Source organism: Pseudomonas sp. ATCC 13867, from assembly GCF_000349845.1.
In the GTDB taxonomy this organism is placed as follows: Bacteria; Pseudomonadota; Gammaproteobacteria; order Pseudomonadales; family Pseudomonadaceae; genus Pseudomonas.
Window position 1 is genome coordinate 2323487 of record NC_020829.1, and the last position, 12350, is coordinate 2335836.

Here is a 12350-nt window from a genome sequence, read left to right on the forward strand (position 1 = left end):
AGGCGGGAGAGGGCATGCAGGCATACGAAGGTGGTACCGAGCGCGGCCTGATCGACGGCTTCGTGCTCGATGGGCGTGGCGGCGCCCGGGAAATTTCCCGTAACGAGTTGCCGTTGCTGGACCTCAAGCCGGAGGAAAGTCTCTGGGTGCACTGGGACCGTGGCGTTGCGGAGGCGCAAAGCTGGCTGCGCGAATCCAGCGGGCTCAATGAGTTCGCCTGTGACCTGCTGCTGGAGGAGGCAACCCGTCCCCGGCTGGTCGATCTGGGCGGCGAGCGTCTGCTGCTGTTCCTGCGCGGGGTGAACCTGAACCCCGGCGCGGTGCCGGAGGACATGGTGTCTCTGCGGGTCTACGCCGAGTCGCAGCGGGTGATTTCCCTGCGCTTGCGTCCGCTCAAGGCGGTGGCCGACCTGCGTACGGATCTTGTGGCCGGGCGTGGTCCGAAAACCGCTTCCGAAGTGGTGCTGTACCTGGCGCACTACCTCACCGACCGGGTCGATACGCTGATCGGCGGGTTGGCCGATCAGCTCGACGCGATGGAAGAGGCCATCGAGGAGGACGAGCGCAGCATTCCCGACCAGCATCAGCTTCGGACCCTGCGCCGGCGGGCTGCCGGGTTGCGGCGGTACCTCTCGCCCCAGCGCGAGATCTACGCGCAGATGATCAAGTTCAAGCTGTCATGGACGGTCGCCGATGACGCCGACTACTGGAACGAGCTCTACAACCGCCTGACCCGCAATCTGGAGGAACTGGAGCTGATCCGCGAGCGCATCAGCCTGATCCAGGAGGCCGAACATCGTCGAATTACCGAGCGAATGAACCGCACCATGTATCTGCTTGGTATCATTACCGGCTTTTTCCTGCCCATGAGCTTCGTGACGGGGCTTCTGGGCATCAATGTCGGCGGTATTCCAGGGGCGGAAGCGCCCTATGGCTTCGTGGTGGCCTGCCTGCTCATCGGCGGCATCGCGACGTTCCAGTGGTGGATTTTCCGCCGCTTGCGCTGGCTGTGAGGCGTGCCGCGGCGGGCATTGGATGTGACTTGTGAATCGGTGAGGGCTTCAAACACCTCACACAGGCGAGGTGTGCATGCACGACCCATTTGAAGAATCCTTGCGTGATCTGCTGAAGATGCCGCCGGAGCAGCCGGGCGATGACTCTCGCCTGGATCGTGTGCTCAAGACCGCCAACCGCCAGGTTGGCGCGGGCGACCTGTTCAGTCTGATGGGCCACTGGCTGGAAGCGCTGTCCATCGGCGTCAGCCGCGGCGCCCTGCACCTTGCGCCCGTCTCGCGTCGCGCGCAGAATCCCGCCCCTTCCGCTGACAAGGCCGATTGAACATGCAATTCGACATCTGGACGCAAAGCCTGCTGACCGCCATGAATACCCTGTGGGGCAAGCTGGCCGGGTTCATTCCGAACCTGCTCGCCGCGCTGGTGATCGTGCTGCTGGGCTTCATCGTCGCCAAGCTGCTCGACGCGCTGCTGTCCAAGCTGCTGGCCAAGCTGGGCCTGGATCGCCTGATGGCCGGCACCGGCCTGACCAAGCTGATGTCCCGCGCGGGCATCCAGGTCCCGGTCTCGACCCTGATCGGCAAGATCATCTACTGGTTCGTGCTCCTGGTATTCCTGGTCTCCGCCGCGGAGTCGCTGGGGCTGCAGCGTGTTTCCGCCACCCTCGACATGCTCGCGCTGTACCTGCCGAAGGTCTTCGGCGCTGCACTGGTGCTGATCGTCGGCATTCTCCTCGCCCAACTGGCCAACAGCCTGGTGCGTGGTGCCGCGGAGGGGGTCGGTCTCGAATACTCCAATGGCCTGGGGCGTGTCGCCCAGTGGCTGGTCATCATCATCAGCATCTCGGTGGCCATCGGCCAGCTCGAGGTCAAGACCGACCTGCTGAACTACATCATCGCCATCGTGCTGATCACCATCGGCCTGGCGGCGGCGCTGGCCCTCGGGCTGGGCAGTCGCGAAGTCGCCGGGCAGATCATCGCGGGTATTTACGTGCGTGAGCTGTATCAGGTCGGGCAACAAGTGAAAGTCGCAGATGTCGAAGGCATCATCGAAGAAATTGGTACCATCAAGACTATCCTGCTGACGGAGGAGGGCGAGCTGGTGTCCATCGCCAACCGCATCCTGCTCGATCAGCGAGTGACCAGTCGCTGAGAAGATGATGACCGATCGCCGATGCCGCTCCCGTGGAGCCGCGTCGGCCGCTGACATGACCTGGCCCGACCCGACTTGAACACGCCGCAATCACTGTCCTTGCGCTACGACCCGCGCCAGCTTACCGACGAGGAGCTGGTGGAGCGTTCTCACGTGGAGCTGTTCCACGTGACCCGGGCCTATGAAGAGCTGATGCGCCGTTACCAGCGCACACTGTTCAATGTCTGTGCGCGATATCTGGGCAATGACCGGGACGCCGATGATGTGTGTCAAGAGGTGATGTTGAAGGTTCTGTATGGTCTGAAGAACTTCGAAGGTAAATCGAAGTTCAAGACTTGGCTGTACAGCATCACTTACAACGAGTGCATTACCCAATATCGGAAGGAACGCCGCAAACGGCGATTGCTCGATGCTCTGAGTCTGGACCCAGTGGAGGAGGCCTCCGAAGAGAAGGCTCCGAAAGTGGAAGAGCGTGGCGGGTTAGACCGTTGGCTAGTTCATGTCAATCCCATTGATCGGGAAATTCTGGTGTTGCGGTTCGTGGCGGAACTGGAGTTCCAGGAAATCGCGGACATTATGCATATGGGCCTGAGCGCCACCAAGATGCGCTACAAGCGTGCACTCGATCGATTGCGCGAAAAGTTTTCCGGTGCGACGGAATCTTAGTTTAGTAAATGTTGTCTCTTTGGCAGGGAAGTTCTGATAAACTTGCCACCCAAGTTGTACGGCCTATGGTTAGACAACTTATTGACCACCAAGATGGGGATTTAACGGATGAAACTGAAGAACACCCTTGGCGTCGTTGTCGGCTCTGTAATCGCCGCCACCGCTGTAAACGCCTTTGCTCAAGGCCAGGGCGCGGTCGAGGTCGAGGCCTTCGGCAAGCGCTACTTCACCGACAGCACCCGCAACATGAAGAACGCGGACCTGTACGGCGCATCGGTTGGCTACTTCCTGACCGACGACGTCGAGCTGGCTCTGTCCTACGGTGAGTACCACGACGTTCGTGGCACCTACGAGACCGGCAACAAGAAGGTTCATGGCAACCTGAGCACTCTGGACGCCATCTACCACTTCGGTACTCCGGGCGCTGGCAACCTGCGTCCGTACGTGTCGGCAGGTATCGGCCACCAGAACCTGACCAACATCAACTCCGAGAACGGCGGTCGTCAGAACCTGACCATGGCCATGATCGGTACCGGTCTGAAGTACTACTTCACCGAGAACTTCTACGCCAAAGCCAGCCTCGACGGCCAGTACGGTCTGGAGCAGCGCGAGAACGGTCACCAGGGCGAGTGGATGGCTGGCCTGGGCGTTGGTATGAACTTCGGTGGTGGCAAGGCCGCCCCGGCTCCGGAGCCGGTTGCTGAAGTCTGCTCCGACTCCGACAACGATGGCGTCTGCGACAACGTCGACAAGTGCCCGAACACCCCGGCCAACGTCACCGTTGACGCCAACGGCTGCCCGGCTGTTGCCGAAGTCGTTCGCGTTCAGCTGGACGTGAAGTTCGACTTCGACAAGTCCAAGGTCAAAGAGAACAGCTACGCTGACATCAAGAACCTGGCTGACTTCATGAAGCAGTACCCGTCCACCTCCACCACCGTTGAAGGCCACACCGACTCAGTCGGCACCGACGCCTACAACCAGAAGCTGTCCGAGCGTCGTGCCAACGCCGTTCGTGACGTACTGGTCAACGAGTACGGTGTTGAAGGCGGCCGCGTGAGCGCTGTTGGTTACGGTGAGACCCGTCCGGTTGCTGACAACGCAACTGCTGAAGGCCGCGCTGTTAATCGTCGCGTAGAAGCCGAAGTAGAAGCCCAAGCCAAGTAATTGGTCTGAGCTGATGAGAAAAACCCGGCCCAGGCCGGGTTTTTCTTTGCCCGTGAGAAAGTTGCCGATTCAGGCTGTGCGGGCCTGAGCGACCAGTTGCACAGCGGCGGCCACTTCACCGATCACCAGTATTGCCGGGCTTTTCAGGGCGAAGTCCTGGGCGTCCTCGAGCATGTCTTGCATCAGGCTGCGGTACTCGCGTTGAGTCGGCAGGGAGGCGTTCTCGATCATTGCCACCGGCGTGTCGGCGCGCATTCCTCCCGCCAGCAGGCCGTCACGGATCTCCGCCAGCCTTGCCACGCCCATGTACACCACCAGCGTCGTGCCGCCTGCGGCCAGGCTGCGCCAGTTCAGGGGGCTGTCGTCCTGGGTGTGCGCGGTCACCAGCGTCACGCCCCGGCTCACGCCGCGCAGGGTCAGCGGGATGCGACACTGGGTCGCAGCGGCCAGTCCGGCAGTGATGCCGTTCACCAGTTCGCACTCGATGCCCCGTGCGCCGAGCCAGTCGGCTTCCTCGCCGCCACGCCCGAAGATGCACGGATCTCCGCCCTTCAGGCGGGCGACGCGCCGCCCCTGGCGGGCATAGCGCAGCATCAATCGGTGGATGAAGTCCTGCGGTGTAGAGCGGCAGCCGCCGCGTTTGCCGACCGGGATTACCCGAGCCGTCGGGCAATGCTCCAGCACCGCCGGATTCACCAGATCGTCGATCATGACCACCTCGGCCTGTGCCAGGGCGCGTACCGCTTTCAGGGTCAGCAACTCCGGATCACCCGGACCTGCGCCGATCAGCCAGACTTTCCCGCTCATATCCATCTCCTCAGGCTGTCGCGGCCAGCGGACGCTGAGCCAGTAGACGTTTGATTTCCGGTACGCAGGAGCCGCAGGCGGTCCCGCACTTGAGTTCGCCTTTGAGGCCTTCCAGGTCCAGGCCCTTGTCGATCCCGGCCTGGATGCGGTTCTGGCTGACGTTCAGGCAGTTGCACAGGGTCTTGTCCGCTGCCGCGCCGGCTTTATCCGGGGCGGCGCTGAGCGGGGCGAGCAGCCAGCGGCGCAGCTCCTGGTCGGCGCGGCCTTCCTTCCACAACTCGCGCAGCCAGGCGCGCGCGGCGGTTTCCCCGGCCAGGCGCAGCGAGACGATGCGCGACTGTTCGATACGTACGCGCTTGCCAACCGAGAGGCGGGGGTCGTCGTAAGCCATGACCGGCCCCTCGTTGAGATCCAGCAGTGCATCGATGGCGGCCAGCCATTCCGGGCTGGGCGCCTCGGCGTGGGCAGCGCGGATCACCAGTGCCGGGCGCTCGCGGCCGGTGGGGCTGAAGCTGGCGTAGGGCAGGTCTTCGAACAGCGGGCGCAGGGCGTCGAAGCGCTTCTGCATCTCACCTTCTACCAGCGCGAAGAACTGCCAGGGCAGCTCGATGCGGCTGACCTCAACGGTGGCGTGTTTCAGCTCGGGCTGGCGCGACAGCGGATCCACCGCCGGCAGGGTAAGCACGTTGATGCCCAGGCCCTTGAGGAAGCGGTCGCCCCAGTGCATCGGCAGGAAGGCCTGGCCGGGACGCAGGCGGTCGTCGGCCTGCACTGGCAGCACCAGCTCGCCACGTCGGCTGTGCAGGCGAACCAGTTGCCCGTCGCTGATGCGCCGGCGGCGCAGCTCGTCCGGGTGCAGGCCGAGCACGGCTTCTTCCACATGGCCGAACAGTTGCGGCGCGGTGCCGGTACGGGTCATGCCATGCCACTGATCGCGCAGGCGGCCGGTGTTGAGGATCAGCGGGTAGCGCGCATCGCGCTTTTCCTTCGGTGCACGGTAGGGCTCGGCGATCAGCCGTGCGCGGCCATTGGCGGTGGGGAATTGCCCGTTGCCGTACAAGCGCTCGGTGCCTTGGATTGCTCCGGAACGGAGGGGCCATTGTTGCGGACCACGGGTGTCCAGCAAGGCGTAGTCGATGCCGGACAGATCGAGATCGCGCTCGTGGGTCAGCAGCTTGTATTCCTCGAACAGCGCGGAGGGCGAGTCGAAGTCGAACAGGCTGCTTTCGCCGGGGCGCAGGTGCCGCTCCAGGCGTCGGGCGAAATCACAGACGATGCTCCAGTCCGCCCGTGCCTCGCCGATGGCGGGAATGGCCGGGCGCACATGGCTGATGCGGCGTTCGGAGTTGGTCACCGTGCCTTCCTTCTCGCCCCAGCTGGCGGCCGGCAGCAGCAGGTCGGCGTACTGGCAGGTCTCGCTGGTGCCGAAGGCTTCCTGGACGATGACGAAGGGGCAGGCGGCCAGGGCTTCGCGTACGCGGGTCTGGTCCGGCAGGGACTGCGCCGGGTTGGTGCAGGCGATCCACAGGGCCTTGATGCGCCCGTCGCGGACTGCGTCGAAGAGTTCGATGGCGCTCAGGCCGGGATTTTCCGGTAACTGCTCGATGCCCCAATAGCCGGCGACTTCCGCGCGGTGCTCGGCATTGCCGGCTTCGCGGTGGCCGGGCAGCAGGTTGGACAGGCTGCCGGTCTCGCGGCCACCCATTGCATTGGGCTGGCCGGTGAGGGAGAAGGGGCCGGCGCCGGGGCGGCCGATCTGCCCGGTGGCCAGGTGCAGGTTGATCAGCGCGCTATTCTTCGCGCTGCCGGCGGTGGACTGGTTGAGGCCCATGCACCACAGCGAGAGGAAGGACGGTGCCTGACCGATCCACTGCGCGGCGCGCTGCAGGTCATCCACGGCGATGCCGCAGATTTCCGCCACGGCCAGCGGGCCGTAGTCACGTACCAGGGCTTTCAGTTCATCCAGGCCCTCGGTGTGGGCGTCGATGAAGGCGCGGTCGATCCAGCCTTCCCAGAGCAGGATGTGCAGGATGCCGTGGAACAGCGCGACATCGGTGCCGGGCAGGATCGCCAGGTGCAGGTCGGCCGCCTCGGCGGTGTCGGTGATGCGCGGGTCGATGATGATCAGCTTCATCTCCGGGCGTCGTGCGCGGGCCTCTTCCAGGCGGCGGAACAGCACCGGGTGGGCGTAGGCCATGTTGCTGCCGGCGATCATCACGCAGTCGGCCAGCTCGATGTCCTGGTAGCTGCAGGGCGGGGCGTCGGCGCCCAGGCTGCGCTTGTAGCCGACCACCGCCGAGGACATGCACAAGCGCGAGTTGCTGTCGATGTTGTTGGTGCCGACCAGGGCGCGGGCGAGCTTGTTGAAGGCGTAGTAGTCCTCGGTCAGCAACTGGCCGGAGACGTAGAAGGCTACGCTGTCCGGGCCGTGCTCGCGGAGGGTTTCGGCGAAGACGCCGGCGGCATGCTCCAGCGCGGTGTCCCAGTCGGTGCGGGCGCGCGACAGGCCTTTGCCCAGGCGCAGTTCCGGGAACTGCGCGCGGGCGTCCGCGTCGCCGGTGAGGTGCAGGGTCGAGCCCTTGCTGCACAGGCGGCCGAAGTTGGCCGGATGCTGCGGGTCGCCTCGTACGCCGAGGATGCGCTCGTCGTCGTGCTCGATCAGTACGCCGCAGCCCACGCCGCAGTAGCAGCAGGTGGATGCGGTGGTGCGACGGTTCGGGTTCATGGCGCGGGCCTCGTTGGCTGGCTCAGGCGCAGTTGGCGACTGGCGTACGCAGGGCCAGCAGTACGCGGCCATCCTCGACCTTGACGTCGTGACGGTGGGCGCAGCCCTGGTCGGGGGCCACGGCCTCGCCGCTTTCCAGCTCGATCTGCCAGTTGTGCAGCGGGCAGGCCACGCGCTTGCCGTAGATCAGGCCCTGGGACAGCGGGCCGCCCTTGTGCGGGCAGCGGTCGTCGAGGGCGAAGACTTCGTTCCCGGCGGTGCGGAAGATCGCGATATCGCCACGCGGGCCGGCGATGACGCGGGAACCGAGTGGATTGATGTCGTCCAGGGCGCAGATGTCGAACCAGTTCATGGGGTGTCTCCAGCAATCGGGTGGAAAGGGCCCCGGCGGCGGGGCCCGGCGGGTACTCAGGCGGGTTCCAGCTGCGTGAGGGGAATCCGTTCGAATTCCTTCTTCAGCGGCTGCTGGACGATGCGTTCCTGCCACGGGTCCTGTTCCAGCGACAGTGAGAACTGCAGGCGGGCGTTGAGCGCCTTGCGGTTTTCTTCGTCTTCCAGCACGGCCTTCTTGATGCGCTCCATGCCGACGCGCTGCAGGTAGTGCACGGTACGCTCAAGGTAGAAGGCTTCCTCGCGGTAGAGCTGGAGGAAGGCGCCGCTGTACTCGCGCACCTCTTCGGCGGTCTTGAGCTTGACGAAGAACTCCGCCACCTCGGTCTTGATCCCGCCATTGCCGCCGATGTAGAGCTCCCAGCCCGAATCCACACCGATGATGCCGATATCCTTGATGCCGGCCTCGGCGCAGTTGCGCGGGCAGCCGGAGACCGCCAGCTTGACCTTGTGCGGCGACCACATGTTGAACAGGTCGTGCTCGAGGTCGATGCCCAACTGGGTCGAGTTCTGCGTGCCGAAGCGGCAGAACTCGCTGCCCACGCAGGTCTTCACGGTGCGGATGGACTTGCCGTAGGCGTGGCCGGAGGGCATGTCCAGCTCCTTCCAGATCGCCGGCAGGTCGTCCTTCCTGATGCCCAGCAGGTCGATGCGCTGGCCGCCGGTGACTTTCACCATCGGTACCTGGTACTTGTCGGCGACGTCGGCGATGCGCCGCAGTTCGGCGGCGTTGGTCACGCCACCCCACATGCGCGGGACCACCGAGTAGGTGCCGTCCTTCTGGATGTTGGCGTGGGCGCGTTCGTTGATCAGGCGCGACTGCGGGTCGTCCTTCGCCTCGCCCGGCCAGGTGGAGATCAGGTAGTAGTTCAGCGCCGGGCGACAGGTGGCGCAGCCGTCCGGGGTGCGCCAGTCCATGAAGCGCATCGCCGAGCCGAGGGAGGTCAGGTGATGTTCGCGAATCGCCTTGCGCACCTGGCCGTGGTTGAGATCGCTGCAACCGCAGATGGCCTTCTCGCTCTTGGGCTTCACGTCCGCCGCGCCACCCACGGTGCTGATCAGGATCTGCTCGACGAGCCCTGCGCAGGAGCCGCAGGAGCTGGCGGCCTTGGTGTGCTTCTTCACTTCGTCGACGCTGAACAGGCCGTTCTCCTGGATCGCCTTGACGATGGTGCCCTTGCACACGCCGTTGCAGCCGCAGACTTCGGCGCTGTCGGGCATGTTCGCCGCGCTGTTCTGGCCCTGGTGGCCGACGTCGCCAACGCTGCTCTCGCCGAACATCAGATGGTCGCGGATTTCGCCGACGTTGTGGTTCTCGCGGATCTGCCGGAAGTACCAGCCGCCGTCGGCGGTGTCGCCGTAGAGGCAGGCGCCGACCAGCACGTCGTCCTTGATCACCAGCTTCTTGTAGACGCCGCCGATGGGGTCGGAGAGGGTGATGGTCTCGGTGCCTTCTCCACCCATGAATTCGCCGGCGGAGAACAGGTCGATGCCGGTGACCTTGAGCTTGGTGGAAGTCACCGAGCCCTGGTAGCGGGCGAAGCCGAGCATGGCCAGGTGGTTGGCGCAGACCTTGGCCTGTTCGAACAATGGCGCCACCAGACCGTAGGCGATGCCGCGGTGGCTGGCGCACTCGCCCAGGGCGTAGATGCGCGGGTCATAGGTCTGCAGGGTGTCGTTGACCAGGATGCCGCGGTTGCAGGGCAGGCCGGTCTTTTCCGCCAGTTCGGTGTTGGGGCGGATGCCGGCGGCCATCACCACCAGGTCGGCGGCGATCACTTCGCCGTCCTTGAAGCGAATGGCGCAGACGCGGCCGCTGCCGTCATCGATCAGTTCTTCGGTGTGGGTGTTCAGGCGGAAGTGGATGCCGCGCAATTCCAGCGCTTCCTGCAGCAGCTTGCCAGCGGTGCGGTCCAGCTGGCGTTCCAGCAGCCAGTCGGAGAGGTGCACCACGGTGACGTCCATGCCGCGCTGCTTGAGGCCGTTGGCCGCTTCCAGGCCGAGCAGGCCGCCGCCGATGACCACCGCGTGGCTGTGGCTGCCGGCGGTGTCGATCATGGTCTGGGTATCGGCGATGTCGCGGTAGCCGATCACGCCCTGCAGGCGGCTGCCCGGCACCGGCAGGATGAAGGGGGTGGAGCCGGTGGCGATCAGCAGGCGGTCGTACTCGGCCTCGGTGCCGTCTTCGGCGTAGACCTTGCGGCGGTGACGGTCGATGCGACTGACTTTGCGGTTGAGCAGCAGGCGGATGCCGTTCTCGCTGTACCAGTTGAGGTCGTTGAGGACGATGTCCTCGAAGGCCTGCTCGCCGGCCAGCACGGGGGAGAGCAGGATGCGGTTGTAGTTGGGGTGGGGCTCGGCGCCGAACACGGTGATGTCATAGAGGTCGGGCGCGATCTTCAGCAGTTCTTCCAGGGTGCGTACACCGGCCATGCCGTTGCCGATCAGTACGAGCTTGAGCTTTTTCATGTCAGGGCTCCGTCACGCAATCGCGGAAAACAAAAAAGGCGTCCCGCCGGTTGCCCGGCGAGGACGCCTTTGTCCAAGTCCCGATCGCTCGGGAAGTGCGAGCCTCTTCGTTGAGGGACGCGCTTTTGTAGATTGTTGCCGAGGTTATTGCAGGGGCTGTGCCAACTTGCCCAGTGCCTGGATTTCCAGGCTTCGCAGCGGTACAGCCGGGATATTGGGGCGGTTTGTTGCACTGCGGTGATGCGTTCTGATCCGAACTGGTGCGCCTTCAACCCCCGTGCAGCAGCCAGAACAGCAGCCCCAGGTTGAGCGCCAGGGAGGCCAGGGCGACGCCGCGCCAGACCCGCAGCGGCTCGCGTTCCAGTAGCGGGCGCGGACGAGCCGGGGTCTGCCGTTCGCCTTGTTCCAGGGCGAGCAGGCATTCCTCGGCGGTTTCGAAACGCTGTTGCGGTTGGGCGGCGATCAGCTTTGCCAGCCAGTCGTCCAGCCAGGTTGGCACATCCGGGCGATAGCGGCTGGCCGGGGCGGGCGTGCCGAAGCGCGGATGCTGGAAGGCTTCGACCTCGCCGTAGGGGTAGTGGCCGCAGAGCAATCGATACAAGGTGACGCCGGCGGCGTAGAGGTCCTGGCGGGCGTCCGGTGTTGCACCCTGGAAGGATTCGGGAGCGAGGTAGCTCGGGGTGCCGGGCAGGTCGTGCGGGTCTTCCTGTGACAACCCCGGGCAGTAGGCCAGTCCGAAGTCCAGCAGGCGCAGTTCGCCGTCATCGGCCCAGTGCAGGTTCTCCGGTTTGATGTCGCGGTGCAGGATATTGCGCCGGTGCAACTGGCCCAGGCCGCGCAGCAGGCGCTGGGCGAGATCCTGCCAGTCGGGCAGGTTCAGCGGGCCGTTGAGCTTCAGGTGTTCGTCCAGCGTTTGCCCCGGGTACTCGCGCATCACGTAGTACAGGTGCTGGCGCTGCGGCAGGCTGTGCAGTTCGGGGAAGTAGCGGCCCTGTACGCGGCGCAGGAACCATTCCTCCAGCAGCAATGCCTGGGCGGCTTCGGCGGAGTCGCGCAGGGCCGGCGGCAGGGTCTTGAGCAGCCAGGGGCGATTCTGCCGGTCGCGTACGCGGTAGATCAGTGACTGGCGGGACTGGGCCAGCCTGCCCTCGACCTGCCAGCCTTCGAATTCCTGATTGTCCCGCAGTGCGGGCGGCGCGGGCCAGTGGTCGAGTTGGGCGAGGGCGTCACCGAGGCTTGCGGGCGGCAGTTCGTCCACCTGCAGGAGCAGGGCGCTGGCGTTGTCCTGGCTGCCGGCCAGGTGGGCGGCGCTGACCAGTGCATCGGCGCAGGCTTGCAGGCTCTGTGCGTCCTCCAGCAGGCGCTGGATGGCGCTGTCGCCCAGGGTGGCCCAGACGCCGTCGCTCACCAGCAGGAAGCGTTGCCCGGCTTCCAGCTCCCCGTCGCAGTAGTCCACCACCAGGTGCTGGTCGAGGCCCAGGGCGCGCTTGAGCACGTGCTGCATGCCGGGCTGTTCCCAGACGTGGTCCTGGGTCAGGCAGTCCAGAACGCCTGCGTGCCAGCGGTACAGGCGGCAGTCGCCGACATGGGCGAGGGTGAAGCGCCGGCCGCGCAGGACCAGCGCGGTGAGGGTGGTGAGCAACGGCTGGCCGCCGCCGTTGGCCTGCAGCCAGCGGTTCTGCGAGATCAGCAGGCGGTCGAGGGCCTGGGCGACGGCCCAGGTCTCGGGGGTGGCGTAGTAGTCGGCGGCCAGCGCCTGCAAGGTCAGGCGCGCGGCCAAGCCGCCGTCGGTGCAATGGCTGACGCCGTCGGCGATGGCGAACAGGTGCCCCTTGCTGGCCGCCAGTCCTGCGGGTGGGGTGACCACTCGCAGGGCATCCTGGTTCTCGTCGCGCGGACCGGTGGCGCTGGCCTGGGCGAAGGATAACTGCAAGGTCATCGCCACCACCTGTAAGAGCGAGCTT

The 12350-nt window shown here is 65.3% G+C and carries 10 protein-coding genes; 5 read left to right on the forward strand and 5 right to left on the reverse strand.

The window, feature by feature from the left end; translation table 11 throughout:
* Positions 1–14: 14 nt before the first annotated feature.
* From H681_RS10645 to H681_RS10665, 5 genes are all read left to right on the forward strand, one after another.
* The gene (locus tag H681_RS10645) at positions 15–1013 is read left to right on the forward strand and encodes a zinc transporter ZntB (protein ID WP_015476861.1); all 999 of its coding nucleotides are present in this window, start codon (positions 15–17) and stop codon (positions 1011–1013) included.
* Positions 1014–1089: 76 nt separating this feature from the next.
* Positions 1090–1338, forward strand: coding sequence for a hypothetical protein (locus H681_RS10650; RefSeq protein WP_015476862.1), 249 nt, complete (start codon positions 1090–1092; stop codon positions 1336–1338).
* A gap of 2 nt (positions 1339–1340) precedes the next feature.
* On the forward strand, positions 1341–2165 hold the full coding sequence (locus H681_RS10655; RefSeq protein ID WP_015476863.1) for a mechanosensitive ion channel family protein: 825 nt from the start codon (positions 1341–1343) through the stop codon (positions 2163–2165).
* A gap of 75 nt (positions 2166–2240) precedes the next feature.
* Positions 2241–2831 carry an RNA polymerase sigma factor SigX gene (sigX, locus tag H681_RS10660; protein WP_080636216.1) on the forward strand — a complete coding sequence of 197 codons (591 nt, stop codon included), beginning with the start codon at positions 2241–2243 and terminating at the stop codon, positions 2829–2831.
* 108 nt (positions 2832–2939) lie between these two features.
* Entirely contained in the window at positions 2940–3995 is a 1056-nt protein-coding gene (locus H681_RS10665) for an OmpA family protein (RefSeq protein WP_015476865.1), read from the forward strand.
* A gap of 69 nt (positions 3996–4064) precedes the next feature.
* Here H681_RS10665 and cobA read toward each other — a convergent pair whose 3' ends face one another.
* The 5 genes from cobA to H681_RS10690 form a co-directional block, all read right to left on the reverse strand.
* On the reverse strand, positions 4065–4802 hold the full coding sequence (cobA, locus tag H681_RS10670) for a uroporphyrinogen-III C-methyltransferase (RefSeq protein ID WP_015476866.1): 738 nt from the start codon (positions 4800–4802) through the stop codon (positions 4065–4067).
* Positions 4803–4812: 10 nt separating this feature from the next.
* Entirely contained in the window at positions 4813–7527 is a 2715-nt protein-coding gene (locus H681_RS10675; protein ID WP_015476867.1) for a nitrate reductase, read from the reverse strand.
* Positions 7528–7549: 22 nt separating this feature from the next.
* Complete coding sequence (gene nirD, locus H681_RS10680) at positions 7550–7879, reverse strand: nitrite reductase small subunit NirD (protein WP_015476868.1); 330 nt, start codon at positions 7877–7879, stop codon at positions 7550–7552.
* Positions 7880–7935: 56 nt separating this feature from the next.
* A complete protein-coding gene (gene nirB / locus H681_RS10685; protein WP_015476869.1) occupies positions 7936–10386 on the reverse strand; it encodes a nitrite reductase large subunit NirB in 2451 nt (816 codons plus the stop codon).
* Between the two features lie 268 nt (positions 10387–10654).
* A complete protein-coding gene (locus H681_RS10690) occupies positions 10655–12325 on the reverse strand; it encodes a bifunctional protein-serine/threonine kinase/phosphatase (protein WP_015476870.1) in 1671 nt (556 codons plus the stop codon).
* Positions 12326–12350: the final 25 nt, after the last annotated feature.